We start from the raw sequence: 15,254 nt of genomic DNA, 5'->3' as shown, positions 1-15,254 counted from the left end.
TTGGAAATAAATAGAATCAATCAAAGAATCGAATGCGGCAGGTAATACGCCTGCCTTTATTCTTGGAGACACCTAACCGAGAACCCGTACGCCCTGCTGAATGTATTCTGGTTGAACGTAGCATTGCTGAAGTTCACGAGACGGGCGCTCGAATTACCGGACGGCACTGACGACGACCAGTAGTAGCCGTAGGAACCCTGATCGCTGGATGAACCATTACTGTAGAAACGACAGCCCGCAGCAGGCAAAACTAAATTAAGACCATTACTTCCGGGGATTGTGAGGATACGATTATTCGAAGAGCCATTGTTAGTTCCCTTACCCACCAGCTTATCCAATTCTCCGGAATTATCACCTGTCTGAGCCGGGATACGCCATCCCTTCGGACAGGGATTATTGGTATTGGTACTTCCTTTTGTAAATGTCCAAAGGCCATCCAGATGGCCGGATTTCAACCAGTCGAGGCCATTACTGTTATTCTGTTTTATAAACTTGCCGGCATAAGGAGGCTCTCTACTTTCTTCAAGCGTTGAAGGCCAGTCGGAGCCGGAATAAATATCCGATGAATTACCATATGTAAAAGGCTGATTGCGTCCCCACTGATACAGGTAACCGTTACCGGCTACGCCATCTGATGTGGGAACTTTTGATATTTGTTTGGCACCGCAATTGACAGGCGCCCAATATAGCCCCCCATATTCTACTGCCGAGTAATAAAGGGCTGAACCGTCTTCTATCGGATAACCGACATAAGAGGCGCCACGCCAGATGGTATAGGATTTGAGTTCATTCCCGTTCTGTTTAATCTTTATCGTTGCTTTATGAAGCTGGTAGGCGGCATCCGTTCCTGTTGATTTATTGACAACGATGTTGTATGTGTATTTACGGCGGTTGCCGGCAATCTCTGTTTTTGCAAGTTTGCTATTGTTTAACCAGGTATTATCGCCATTGGTTGAATTACAATAATCCGTGTCATAGAGAATCTCTGATGTCACAGGTGCAAACATGCTATAAAAGGATACGGTCAATGTTTTGTTGGCTGTATTATTTACCCGGTAGCCTATGGCTGCATCATGATGAGTTGTTTCATAGCCATTTATATCTTCCGCTATCCAAGCGTCCGCCTCGCTGAAACTTACCGTTACGGTTGTTTTCATATTGGTTGCACTCTTGTTTGTGATGGTTAGCGTCTGGGCTGTAGGAAGGCTCTCCGGAAAACCCTCTTTGGAAGGAACCAGTTTTACTTTATAAGAGAAGTTTTCCTCATCCGTGTCGGCGGTTTCATAGGTCAGCCATGCCGGGCCGTCGAGGGTGGAGCCGCCTGCGCATTGTCCTTCTATAATAAGTTCCGGAACCTCGTTGTTGGCAGCAGCATTAAGTACGACAGTTGCAGAAGAAGAGAGGACAGGCTTTCCTAAAGGTGTTGAAACGGCTACTACTGTTTCGCTTCCGCTTACCTTGTCTACAAAACGGATAACGGCTTTGGGATATTCATCCCCATTATAATCAGGATTTATAGATATGGTATATTGATAACCGGATACGGGAGCTTTGGTAACGGGAGTGGCGGCACTTACTTCCAGCCAGTCGTATTGCTGGGCGGTTGCACTGCCGGAGTAGGTTTTCTTTATTTCGGGCTCATGGGTGGTTTCAACTTCTACTGTGAAATTATCACCATCATTCAGCGTATTCATGGTTACGGTGCGGGTATCAGCATTATAACTTATTTTATCTTTCAAAGCCTCAGCAATGGTAATGGTGGCTTCGCCACTGTCTGTGCCTGCATTCGGGTCGTAGTCGTCCAGACTGCCGCCTTCGTCCCATTCTGCTACATCCAGTGTAAAGTCCAGGTGGTATTCGTCCGCTTTTGTGATACCGATAGTGTACCGGTGGTTATTGTTTATTTCCAGTGCAACCTCCCCGCCGTCAGTCGTTTGCTGGATAAACGGTATCTGATAAGAGACATCTTTTACCTCTGTTTTATTTACCTGATAGGTACCGTTCAGAATCAGGTAACCTTTATCTTCCAACAGGCTGGGGTAACTGTAGAATGCAGATACCTGCAAGCCTTCGTTGGCTTTCTCACCTTCAAATGCGCATGCCGGGTAAGTAATTAACTCCCCCTCAGCTGCCGGAGCAGCGCCATATACCTTAACCGGGAAGAAGGTAGTTCCTTTCCGTCCATTCCCCATCGATATAGACTCCAAATGGAATTTGGAATCCTTCTCTATATTGCTTACATCGAAACGGGCCATTGTGCGGGTCAGCTTAAAGCCTACCTGTACACGAGCAGAAGAACTAAAGTCTGTCAGGTCGATAGGGGTTGTTTGTGCCCCTGTCATCGGAAGGGGCAAGCCTAATGCCTCGGAGGTAGCGGTTAATAATGGGGAATGGAACTTGCAGAAGTCTTTCTCCGAAGGGGTTCCATCTGTCAGGACACCTGTTTCCATATCATAAGTAAGCGGGGTGAAATAGGTATCGGCTACCGGAGTGCCGTCTGTAGGATTCATCAGTTCCGTTTGGTTGGCTATGCAGTAGAGACGGACAAACAGGCCTTTTTGCAGTTCCAGCAAGGCGGTAGTCGTGGCATTGTCAACACTCGGTGTAAGGTCTAATTCTTTTGCCCCGGTAGGTAGTGCCGAACCGTCCTGACGGTAGGAGAACCGTTCGCGGAAAGTATAAGCATCGCCTTCGACTTTCGCTCCGAATACATAGACATCGAGCGTTGCGATTTCGTTTTCCGCTTCGGTGGCAATGGGAGCATCGGCTTTCGTTTCCGCCTTCGTCTCCGCTTTAGTAGTTTTCACTGTGAGCTTGTTCTTAAAAGAGATAAGCACCTCACGTTTGTTTGTACTGTCCGCTTCATCCGTAGATGTCCGGTTTGTCTTGTCCGATTCCGATGTACAGGAGGCAAGCAGCACGGCAGCAAGCAGATATACGCTTGCCGCGAGTGCCTGTACCGGTCTGATAGAGGGACATAGACCTTGTAGTTTTGTGTTCATATTCATATATAATTAATTGTTTGCTATTACCCTATTCATGTATGCAGATTGACGCAGATTTCATTTTCTGACGCGGATGACGCGGATGACGCGGATAAACGCGGATTTTTACTAAACTCTTATCCGTCCCAATCCGCCTAATCCGGGTCATCCGCGCACCTGGTTCTTCGATTTGTCTGATTCATTCCTGATAGCTATTAATTGCATGTTTTATTAAAAAAGAAGCTAAATGAGTTCTGTGCAGACTGCGTTAAAAACTGAACAAATATATAAACATATTATCACATATTAATGATGTAATCCTTTGATATTTAAGCTATATTGTTTGCACAGCAACCCTCAAAAACGTGAGAGTATATGATTCGTAACAACTTTCACGGCACGATATTTTTTTAATTTATCCCAATATTTAACGCAGTCTGCACAGAACTTAATCATTAAAAATACGAATGGGGCTGGATTCTATAGAATATTCTTAGAATCCAGCCCCATTCGTATTTCAGGAAAGTTGTTTTATTTCCCGTATTCCTCGTACAGCATCAGCAGATGTGCCGAGCTCCAGCTAAAGTGGGGAGCTTTCAGGCGTCCGCCGTTGTGCGTGTCGTAATTTTCGTGGATAGGTGCATCCTCTTTCAGGCCTTGCAGGCGGTTGAATACCTGTTCGGTGAAAGCGTCCGCTTCTTTCTTGTATCCATAGTTGCGGATACCGGAGATACCGAAGTAAACCTGGTCCAGCCAGATAGGTCCCCGCCAGTAACCGGCCGGCATGAATTTGGGATTGTCTGCGGCAATGGTGGGGAAGGGGATATAAGTGGCGAATTTGGCCGTATCGGTAAACAGCTTCATACAATCGGCTGCCTGCTCCTTGGTCGCTATTCCTGCCCACAGGGGGATACACGCTTCTGTCCCCTCTTCTAAAACAAATGTACCGTCCAGCCGCTTGTCGAAGAAGAATCCGCGTTCCGGCACAAAGAAATAGTTTTGAACATCCGCCGAACGGTTCGGTTCGTCGAAGGTAGCACCAGCCACCGGAGCCAGTTTTGTCAGCAACCGGTGTTCCAAGGCAAGGAAAGTATTCAGGTCTACCGATTCCTGATTCATGCTCCAGGCATTCTCTCCGTTCTTTACCATCACTGCGTCGTCGAAACGGATGGCATTATCCATTCCGCTCTCCCAGGCGGCAGCTTCCAGCGTGCCGTCGCAGGAGCCGAATTCGCAGATACCGTTTTGATTATGGTCACGGTACTTGAACCACCATTTATAATAAGCGAGCAGCTTGGGGAACATCTCTTTTACGAAACTGCTGTCGCCGGTCGCTTTATAGATTTCGTCCACGGCCCATGCAGCCAACGGCGGTTTGCTGTCGCGTGCGTTGTTTTCGGTGGCATCACTGTAGATACAGTCGATAATCATCCCTTCCGGTGTCTGGTAGTCGAACATTGTGCGCACCTGGTCTTTGGCAAGTTCCGGGGCAAAACGGGCGATACCCGCGGCATGTTTCCATGAATCCCAGCCCCAGAATCCCATAAAGTAGCCTACAGCATGACTGGGTACTACACCGTCGTGGAATAAATCTCTGCGTGCGCTCTTCCAGTTCGCCATCAAAGTAACTACCGCCTTTACCGCTATCCGGTTGTAGGCTTCCGGCATATCCGGGCGGAGCACTTTGGTGAGGTAGCCTTCCCAGCGTGTGGCTGTCTCTGCTTTGTATTTCTCCGGGTTTGTCTGGATGGAGGCAGCTTTCTGTAGTACGGGAAGGGATAGGGAGTCTTTTTCAAAGAAAGATATAACGACTGCTGCCTTTCCCGGTTTGAGGGATAAGGTTTCGTATCCGTTATCCGTAGCAAGTATACCCATTTCCGGGCTGAATGTCAGCGCAACGCCTTCGCCGTCGGGAAGAGTCAGTATCAGCGTGTTTTTATCAACCGAGCTGGTGGTACCCCCGGGCAGCGTTTTCCCGGAGAACCGGAATAAGGCATCCCGGTCTGAACGGCAGGAGAGCAGGGCGGTTCCTTTGTCGATAAATACCAGTTCCTGTTCGATGCGTCCTTTGCCGGAGGACGATGCCATATACAACCGTCCGGGGAAGTAGGAAACGGAGTCCGGCGTGTAAGCTACGGTCGTATCTTCGTCGGCAAAGCCTACTTTAACCAAGGCATCCGACAGCCATTCCCTCCGGTTCATATCCAGATGGAAGGGACCGCAAAAGCCGTTCACCCATTTGTTTTCCTGCGGCAGGGTGAATCCGAACCATGAACCCGCATCGGTAAACCATCCCCGGCAACGGGATGTTGTGTCGGGGGTGTAGCGGATGTCTACAATATTCCCGTACTTTTCCGCTGTGTAGACGGGCAGGGACTGCTGTACAGTACATCCTGCCCATCCGAACAACGCAAGTAGAGTGAATGTTATAACAGAAAATTTCTTGTTCATTTTATCTGCTTAGTTTAGCTTGTTTCACAAGGTCTGTTTGCCGGTCGACCGGAATCAGGTAGAAGCTGTAGCTCTGGGCTTCCGGAGTGATGGTATATTCCGGGTGCGTCTGTGCTCCCCAGGTATTGTCGCCTCCCACACCCATCTGTTTGCTGTCTATGTTTAGCCAGACCATATCTTTCTTTTCAATGCTTCCGCCGTGGATATGCCGAATCATGGACGGGATATATTCGATGTCCTTCATCGGGAAATTCCAGGCACTTACGTTCAGCGGGTGGCTGGCGGTTTTAACTAGAAGCCCTTCGCCGTCCTTGTTCTGCAAGGCAGCCCAACGCACATCGGTTTTGTTGGCTGTTTCCTGTGCACGGACATACGGATGATATTGTTCCCAGACAGATGCTTTATACAGGTCTATATCGGCGCCGGATTTGCGGTCCCAATAGTTTTCCTGCGGTCCACGGCCGAACCAGGTCATTTGGTCGTATTCCCCTTTCAGTATCATACGCATGCCGACACGGGGGATTTCCGGCAGTACCTTTTCGCCCGGAGTGAAGGCAAAGTCTGTCTTGACTACACCGTCTGCATACACCGTGTAGGTAATCAGGGTTTGAGCATCCTGTTCCGGCATTTTATAAGCGGAGCGGATGGTCACTTGTTCTTTTCCGGCGGATGGTTGGATGGTAATACCAGCCAACTGTAACTTATCCCCTGCCGATTTCCATGTGTTGCAACGTTCGTCCATGCCGTTTGCCACGTCGTTGTCGGTCAGTCCGCGCCAGAAATTCGGGCGAAGTCCTTCCTGCAAGTATTCTTTTCCTCCTATGCGGTAACTGTCCATTTCGCCACTGGCTTTAGAGAAAGACAGGGATACGGAGTGGCCTGTTATGTGAATGCTTTCGGGCGTTTCTTCAATCGTCAATGTGCCTGTAGCCTTTTCCGGTGATACGGCGTGTGCCTGAATTGGCAATTGCCATTGTTCGGAGGCGGCAAGATGCCCTTTGGGAACCAGAGGTGTGTCTTGTTTGGTCCGTGCCGAAAGATGAAGGAAGTATTCCGTACCTGCTTCCGGTTGGATTTCAGGCATGGGAACAACTACTTCCGCCGATTGATGGGGGGCGATAACCGGAACATCCAGTTTCCCTTCGAACAAAGTCTTTCCGTCTGCTTTTACCGCCCAGACATAATCGTAGCAATCGGAGGATACGAAATCGTGATAGTTGGTTACCCGGATGCGGTTTGCCGTGAAGGGAACTCCCTTGAAATGGATATACTGGTACACTTTTTTGACTTCCCAGATATGCGGATGCAGGGAGCGGTCGGCTGCTACAAGTCCGTTTGCACAGAAATTGGAGTCGTTTACGATGCCGACAAATCCCATATCGCCACCATACGCCTGTATATCGTGTCCTTTTTTGTCTTTAATGGCAAAGGTCTGGTCTACCCAGTCCCAGATAAAGCCGCCTTGCAGGTTATCGTATTTGTAGATAAGTTCCCAGTAGTCGTTCAGGTTGCCCACGCTGTTACCCATGGCATGTGCGTATTCGCAGAGGATAAGCGGGCGCTGTTGCCGTTGGTTCGCCCATTGGCGGAGCAGCCAGATACGTCCGTACATCGGGCAATAGATATCGGACAGGCCTTTCACGCCTCCCCCTTCGTACTGTACCGGGCGGCTTGCATCGCGTTTCTTTGTCCAGTGGTAGATGGTTTCAAAATGTTTGCCGTAGCCCGATTCGTTACCCAGGCTCCAGGTGATGATGGCTGTTACGTTTTTATCGCGTTCCACCATACGCTCCATGCGTTCCATGAAAGGAATGTCCCATCCGTCCATATTGGCAAGCGTCCCTTCTTCCGTATCCATCATCCCGTGGGATTCCAGATTGGCTTCGTCTACCAGATAGATACCGTATTCGTTGCACAGTTCGTACCATTCCTCATAATTCGGGTAGTGGCAGCAGCGAACGGCGTTGATGTTGAATTGTTTCATCAGGCGGATATCCTGTATCATGCTTTCAACGGAGATGGAGCGTCCTTTGTGCATGTCGTGTTCGTGGCGGTTTACTCCTTTTATCAGGATGGGGGTTCCGTTTACATGCAGCATGCCGTGTTTCATTTCTACCTTACGGAAGCCGAAGCGTTGAACGAAAGATTCGGTAACTGCTCCTTTCTTGTTCAAGGTATTTACAACCAAGGTATAGAGGTTGGGTGTTTCCGCTGTCCAGCGTTTTACATCCGGGAAGTCTTTGGCAAAGGTGAGCAGGGTGTCTGCATTGCTTCGTGCGGTCAGCCGGGCTGAGGCGATTTCTTTGTTGCCGTCCAGTACCTTTAATTGTATGGTGGAACCTTTTACGTTCTGGCGGTTGTCCAAGGTGAATTTGACTTGGAAAGCGCCGTCCTTATATTCATTCTGGAGGTCGGCAAGGAGTTCGAAGTCTTTTATCCGGACCTTGGGGCGGGCTATCAGCATGACATTGCGTTCGATGCCGCTGTATTTCCAATAGTCCTGTCCTTCCAGGTAAGAGCCGTCGCTATAGCGGTATACTTCTACAGCCAGTTTGTTTTCTCCCGGTTTCAGGTATTTGTTAATCAGGTATTCGGAAGGCAGGCGGCTGTCTTCGCTGTATCCAACGAACTGCCCGTTAATCCAGCAGTAATAGGCGGATTCCACGCCTCCGAAATGCAATAAAATATCTTCTCCTTTAAAGTTCTCGGGAACCGTGAAGGTGGTTACGTACGAGCCTACCGGATTATAGTCGGTGGGTACATGAGGCGGATTGGCAGGGAACGGGTAACGTGTATCCGTATAAATCGGAGCATCGAACCCTTGTAATTCCCAACTGCCGGGAACGTCAATATTTTTCCAGCCGGAAACATCGAATCCTTCCTCGTAGAAGGTTACCGGACGAGAATCCGGGTTTTTAGCGAAATGGAATTTCCATGTCCCGTTCAATGAATGGCGCCGTTCGGCTGAGGCGTCTTTTGCCAATGCTGCTTTTTCCGAAGCATACGGAACAAAATGGGCATGGATAGGTTCCCGGTTGATTTGATTCACTCGTTGGTTTTCCCATTCTTTGGGCTGTGCCTGGACGAGTAAGCAAGTTAATAAGGCATATGCTGTAATATAGAATTGTCTCATAACTGTTTTTTTAGTCTTTAGAAGGAAAAGGAGGGGTTACAAAAAGATTTTTGCAACCACCTCCGTTAAATACTAAGAATGTGTCTATTTATTAGGTATGATTGATAGGTTTTACCTTCATATCAATTCAATGCTCCGTTAGAATTTATTTCTTGCAGGGGAACCGGATAGAAGTTGTTTTTCTCCGGATTGAAATTACGTCCTACAGCCTGTAATGCTTCTTTGGTCTTACCCCAGCGGCGTAAATCATAGAAACGCATGTTTTCCAACGGAAATTCCAGGATACGTTCGTGTTCGATTTGGGCCTGGACCGCTTGTTTGGATGTGCCTGTCATTTTAGGCATATCGGCGCGTTCGCGTACTTCGTCGATCAGCAAGATAGCTTCCGGGGTACGGTTCAGTTCGTTCAGGACTTCTGCTTTCATAAGCAATACGTTGGAATAACGCATCAGAGGAATATTCGGTGCAAAGTAGTTGGCCGCCAGTCCGTCGTAATTGCCCGGCATCAGTTTGCGGAAAGCAGGTTTGTTGTAGGCTGTGCCTTCAATAGGATTATCATCTTCATCAAACTCGCAGAACCAATGGTCGTAGATGTCGCCATATACACGTCCGGCATCCGGGTCATTGAAATAGTCGCACTGGTAGAAGATGGTCTGGTACAAACGGCTGTCGTAACGTCCGGTTGTGGCGATTTTACCTTCTTTCATGTATTCTTCCATCAGCATGTCGCTTGGCAGGATTTCATCCCATCCCCAGAGTTCTGAACAGCCGATCCAACGGTGTAATTGTGTTTTATACCAGGCACCGCTGGCATCCGACATACTCAGTTGCAGTTCGAATACGCTTTCTTTCGAGTTTTTATTGGTCCCGTCGAATAAAGTGCTGGGATCGTCAACCAGTCCGTATCCTTTTACTTCATTGAAAGCCGTAAGTGCTGCACCCAGTTCAGCGTCTTTCTTTGCCGGTTCTTCATAAGCCCGCGTCAGGTGAGCCCAGCCCAGGTAAGCATAAGCGGCTCCGCTTGTGGCACGTCCCAGTTTATCCGAACCGCGTTCCGACGGCAGTTTAGTCGCTTGGGTAAATTCATCAACGATAAAATCCCATGAGTCCGAACGTGTGGACAGTGCTTTGTTCAGCCCTTCCGTATCTTTGATATATTTATCCCGGATGATGATCTGTTCCCAGTTTAACTGGAGTTTCAGATGATAATAGCCACGAAGGAAATGGGCTTCAGCCAAAAGGGATGTCCGTTCTTCGTCTGTGATTTTGTCGGCAGGAATGTTCGGCACGTTTTCCAGAATCTGGTTGCAGTAGTTGATACCCCGGTAGTTTTCCTGCCAGTAGTAAGTGAACTGTGTGTTACCGTTAGTATAGGTAAAATTGGCGAGTTCCACCCAGTTCGGGTAGTTCAAAGCGTCCGAACCTAACTCTACGATGTCTTCGCGGTATGCTTCCACCGGCCAGTGGATTTCAGCAAAGCTATAGGTATCTATCGAACCTTCCATCGGGGCATAGGCTGCTGCCATGGCGGATTCGGCATCGTTAACATCTCTCCAGAATGTATCGGTGGTCAGTTGGTCCGGCGATTCCACTGTCAGGAAATCATCGCAACCGGTCGTTGCTCCCATAAACAGGAGGGCGGCAACTATATAATTGATTTTTTTCATCGTTATCTTCTTTTTATGGTGAATGAATTAGAATGTAAGTTGTAAACCTACGATATAAGAGCGGGTGAACGGATAGATTTCTTTGTCGACACCTGTATTCAGGATGCTTGATGTAGAAAATTCCGGGTCGATACCGCTGTATTTTGTGATGGTGAACAGGTTTTCACCGCTTACATAGATTCTCAGACGGTCTATCATCGCTTTCTTCATAATGGAAGAAGGCAGCGTATAACCGATTTGCAACTGGCGAAGACGGATGAAGTTGCCGTTTTCGAGGAAGCGGTCACTCTCACGTGAGTTGTTGTTCGGGTCCTGCAATACGGCACGAGGCACATCTGTGTTTGTATTTTGCGGTGTCCATGCGTTTAATGTAGAAGTTAACATATTTGTTCCGGAACTCATGCCTTCGAAGAAGTAGCGGTTACCGTTATATAATTTATGTCCCCAGCCGCTTCCCAACAATACGGAAGCATCGAAACCTTTGAAAGAGGCTCCGGCTGATAAGTTGACTTCCACTTTCGGCATACCGGAACCGCAAAATTCTTTGTCGTCATCGTCGATGACACCATCTCCGTTTACGTCCCGAAAACGGAGATCTCCTGCCTTAGCGTTCGGTTGCAAACGTTGTCCTTTGCTGTTAACGTAGGCTGCGGCTTCCTGGTCGCTCTGGAAGATGCCATCGGTGCGGTACAGGAAGAATGAAGAGATAGGCGATCCTTCGCGTGTCTGGGTCGGGAAGTGTTCTGTTCCCCATTTCAAGCCGCTTCCGTACAGGGCTTGTCCTTTGTCGGACAGTTCCAGCACTTTGTTGTCGGTGGTTGTCAGGTTCAAACCGACATTGTAGTCCCAGCCGCCTTTTTTATCAGCCCAGTTTACTTCCAGTTCGAAACCGGCGTTACGTATCTTACCAACATTCAGAGTCGGGTTTTGCAGACCAACAGAGAGAGGGAGTTTCTTTGTGATAAGCATATCCTCTGTCTTGTTATAATAGTAGTTGATAGCACCGGATAAACGTCCGTTGAATAATCCGTAGTCCAATCCGATATTCTTGGTATCTGTTGTTTCCCATTTCAGGTTACGTTCCGATAAGCCGTTTGCAATGCTTCCCGGCCATGGAGAAGAACCGCTTCCCTGTACGGAACCCTGGTTCATTGTGTTGTCTGTAGTAATCAGTGTCAGGAAATCATAGTATTTCAGAGCCATTTCATTACCCAGGCGTCCCCAGCTGGCACGAAGTTTCAGGTTGCTGATTACACTTTCTTTCGGGAAAAATTCTTCTTCGGAAATTCTCCATCCTACAGCTACGGAAGGGAATGTACCCCAACGGTTATCTTTGCTGAATTTGGAAGAGCCGTCGGCACGTACGGTAGCCTGAATCATATAACGGCCTGCATAGGAGTAATTGACACGTCCGAAGAAAGAGGCACGTCTGTATTTGGAGATGGAACCGTCGCCGGAATAAGTGCCGCCTTTGCCTGCACCGATTGTTGCGAAGTTCTGGTCAAGGAAACCGGCGGAGACTTCGTTTGTTACCAGTTTGCCGTCTTTTACTTCATACACGGTATTTTTTCCTTCTACCTGTACTTCGTTCCATGTATAATCGTACAACTGGATGGAACTACCGGCCATTACATTCAGCGAGTGGGAACCGAACGTTTTGTCGAAGTTCAATACGTTGTCAATAGTTTGTTCTTCCCAATAGTAACTCTTTTCGTATTGGGTAGGATAGTCCTGTTTTTGTTTGATGTCTGCTACATAAGACGGCATATGTTGAGCATAACGGTAGTTTTCGCCACGGTAAGAATAAGCGGTTTTGAAAGTCAGCCATTCAGCTAAATGGGCGGTGATAGAAACATTCGCGTCGATGTTGTATGTTTTACCTTCAGCTTTGCGAAATTCATTATCTGCTAAAACGTTACGGTTGCTTGGCAGACCGTCGTGGTCGGTTAGTCCGTAACCGGAAGGGGCATTTTCATCGTACACCGGAACAAGGGGAGAGATGCCGTAGGCTTCTTTCAGTTTATATTGAGGCTGTTTCTCATTTTTAGCCATGAATGCCATGTTTGCATCCAGGTCGAAAATGTTTTTGGTAACAGCGAGTTTCATACGGGCATTGTCTTGGCGGAAATTGTTGCCCAGTAAGATTCCTTTATCATCAGAGTGGTTGTAAGAAACAGAATAGCGGGCTTTTTCCGAACCTCCGCGTACGCTGACCTGGTAGTTTTGTGTCAGACCGTGGCGGAAGATTTCGTCCTGCCAGTTTGTATTGGCATATTTGGACGGGTTTGCCAGGTAACCAGTGATATATCCCGGATAATTCGGAGTTTTGTTGTATTGTGCATAGTAATTATCATACATCTGTTTATGAACTTGTACGTAACCTTCCGAATCCAGCAGTTCCAGCTTTTTAGCAACCGAAGAGAAATTCAGGTAAGCATTCAGGTCGACTTTCAAATCACCTTTCTTTCCGTTTTTGGTGGTAATCATGATAACGCCGTTGGCAGCTCTCGAACCATAAATAGCAGCGGCGGCACCGTCTTTCAATACTTCCATGGAAGAGATATCCTGTGGGTTAACATTGCTGATATCTCCGGGGAAACCATCGATGATATATAGCGGTTGCTGGTCATCACTAAATGATTTTACACCACGGATTTTTACAGTGATGCCTGCTCCGGCATTACCTCCCTGTTTCTGGATGTTTACACCGGCAACGCGTCCTTGCAGGGCTTCGGCAGGGTTGGTTGTGGCGCGACTGGTCAGTTCTTCCACGTCTACGGAAGAAATGGCTCCGGTTAAGTCGCTCTTTTTCATTGTACCGTAACCGATAACGACAACTTCGTCCAGTTTCTCCGTGTCTTCCTGAAGTTTGATATCCAGTTTGGGTTGTCCGGCATAGGTGATTTCCTGCGGAGCATATCCGATATAAGAGAATACGAGGATGTCTCCTTTTTGTGCAGCGATTTCATATTTACCGTCTACATCTGTAATCGTACCTATCGTTGTACCTTTTTTAAGGATATTCACACCGATAGCAGGCAAGCCTGTTTCATCATAAACAACACCTTTTACATTTACTTCCTGGGCAAAGCCGAAGAAAGGGAAAAGGGAAAGAAGTACCAACAATGTGGTAACTTTTAGAAGCGAACCGGATGTTTTCCGGTGGTTACTTAATGATATTCCCATGGTTTTTGATTTGAAAAGATTAATAAATTTTTTCGCAAGAATAACCTTTGTTTTGAGTCTTGTCAATGGTTTTGCGACCTATCTAATCTCTACAAATCGGGAATAATGATTAGTATTTTATCTACATTATAATTATTAAGTAGTTGTTTTTTTGTTATTTAATCAAACGAGTGGCTCTACATTTATATACTTTTCATATATTCAGTCAAACTTTCATCTGTTTCTAAATTTAAATGTTTGCGAAGCCGGTATCTTGCCATATTAACAGTTTTTGGGTTTGAATCGATTATCGAGGCAATTTCTTTTGTACTCAAACCGATTCTTAAGAGGGAGGCAAGGCGTTGTTCGTTTTTGGAAAGATCCGGGTGGATTTGGGATAGTTTATCTATAAAACGGGCATTAACTTTATCTATCAGTATTTCTGTTTCCGAGTTTTTAGCGTTAAACTGGGAGATGTAAGCATTGATGCTCCGGAGGTGTGTGTCCATTTCTTTTCCGGATAGTTTATATCCGTCTTTAATCATCGACTGGATATTGGCAAGCAAATCGTTTCTGCTCCGTACAAAAAAGGCAAAGTTGGTCAGTTCTTGCCGGCTGTAATCCAGCTCAGCTTGCGTTACTTGTGCATCACTTTCAGCTTTCTGTAATTTTAAAGCAATCAGTTCTTTTTCCTGGCTGTCCAGTTTTTTTGCCGCTTCTAATATTTGTATCTTCTTTTGCTGGCGGGAATGGCGTAATACGTAAAGTAGAATTAGCAGGATGGCAATTGCCGCTAAAACGGCAATCAGTGTCTGCATTCTTAAATTCTTGATTTGAAATGCCTGCTCCTGCATCAGCATAGCCTGTTCTTTTGCTCGTAAACGTTTTTGAATGATATTCAGTTCAATCTGGCGCATTTCGTCTTTAGCCAGTAACTCTTGCTCTGTATTGTACAGTTCCAGCAGGTTTGTGTAAGCCTCCGGGTAGTTTTGTTGAGCGGCATAGACCCATGAGGCATAGCGATGATTATCGGAAATGAGTTCTTTGGCATTAATCTTCAGGGCATATCCCCGTGCCGAATCAAGGGCCGCCAATGCTTTGTCATATTCTTTCGCATAGAAATATTGGGTCCCCAAATTATTATAGTTTTCACCTAAAGACCATATGGCTTTCAGTGAGTCATTGATTGCTATCGCTTCATGGAGCATATCAATCTTTTCCTGGCAGTCGCCTTCATACAGGCAAAGATTGTTCAGATTTGTGGCTACCAGTTTGTTATTACCTAACTTGCGGTTGATGGCAAGTGAGGTTTTAAAGTTTTCTTCCGCTTTGACATTATCTGGTACGAGGATGTAGATAAGTCCCCGGGTATTATAGCATCCGGCAAGATTGGCAGAGTCATTCATCGCTTTATAGATCCCTGCCGCTTTATCCACGTATTCGAATGCTTTTTGAAAGTCCCTCAGTTTAATATAGGAACTGGACAGGCGGACATAGATGTAAGCGTTAAGGGTATCATTTTTTGCCGGGCAATTTTCCATGGCATTGGTAATCGCTTCAAAACCCATATCGAAGTCTCCTTGGTTCATATAGGCCTCGCCCAAAGTGGCTTGCGCCATGGATAAATACGTTTTGTCTTTTAACTCCTGGGCTTCCGAGATTGCAGAATTTGCATAATAAATAGCTTTGGATGGATTTGCTTTTAGCATTTCTTCCGATTTTTGTATCAGTGCCTGTATCTTTTCTACCGTATCCGGCTTTTCGGAAAAGGCGGGTGCTGCTATTATCAGAAAGAATAAAGCAGTAAGACTGATGTTTAAATTGAAGTGCTTTTTCATGTGTCCCAGTGTTTGG

General features: G+C 46.9%; 6 protein-coding genes. All 6 read right to left on the bottom strand.

The genetic code is table 11. The annotated features are described in order from the left end of the window. Nucleotides 1-56 precede the first annotated feature (56 nt). The 6 genes from ACGE0T_RS18455 to ACGE0T_RS18430 all read right to left on the bottom strand — a co-directional run bounded on the left by ACGE0T_RS18455 (nt 57) and on the right by ACGE0T_RS18430 (nt 15,238). The gene (locus ACGE0T_RS18455) at nt 57-3,002 is read right to left on the bottom strand and encodes a fimbrial protein (RefSeq protein ID WP_459188045.1); all 2,946 of its coding nucleotides are present in this window, start codon (nt 3,000-3,002) and stop codon (nt 57-59) included. A gap of 513 nt (nt 3,003-3,515) precedes the next feature. Next, nucleotides 3,516-5,435: an MGH1-like glycoside hydrolase domain-containing protein gene (locus ACGE0T_RS18450; protein WP_459188044.1), complete on the bottom strand. Its 1,920-nt coding sequence runs from the start codon at nt 5,433-5,435 to the stop codon at nt 3,516-3,518. Nucleotide 5,436: 1 nt separating this feature from the next. Next, nucleotides 5,437-8,568, bottom strand: a complete 3,132-nt coding sequence (gene lacZ, locus ACGE0T_RS18445; protein WP_459188043.1) for a beta-galactosidase, LacZ type — start codon at nt 8,566-8,568, stop codon at nt 5,437-5,439. A gap of 122 nt (nt 8,569-8,690) precedes the next feature. Then, complete coding sequence (locus ACGE0T_RS18440) at nt 8,691-10,235, bottom strand: RagB/SusD family nutrient uptake outer membrane protein (RefSeq protein WP_459188042.1); 1,545 nt, start codon at nt 10,233-10,235, stop codon at nt 8,691-8,693. Between the two features lie 27 nt (nt 10,236-10,262). Then, nucleotides 10,263-13,421: a SusC/RagA family TonB-linked outer membrane protein gene (locus ACGE0T_RS18435; RefSeq protein WP_459188041.1), complete on the bottom strand. Its 3,159-nt coding sequence runs from the start codon at nt 13,419-13,421 to the stop codon at nt 10,263-10,265. 182 nt (nt 13,422-13,603) lie between these two features. Then, nucleotides 13,604-15,238: a tetratricopeptide repeat protein gene (locus tag ACGE0T_RS18430; protein WP_459188040.1), complete on the bottom strand. Its 1,635-nt coding sequence runs from the start codon at nt 15,236-15,238 to the stop codon at nt 13,604-13,606. Nucleotides 15,239-15,254: the final 16 nt, after the last annotated feature.

The organism is Parabacteroides sp. APC149_11_2_Y6 (assembly GCF_054506995.1).
Note: the sequence above shows the minus strand (reverse complement) of the source record. Positions and strands in the feature narration are given on the sequence as shown.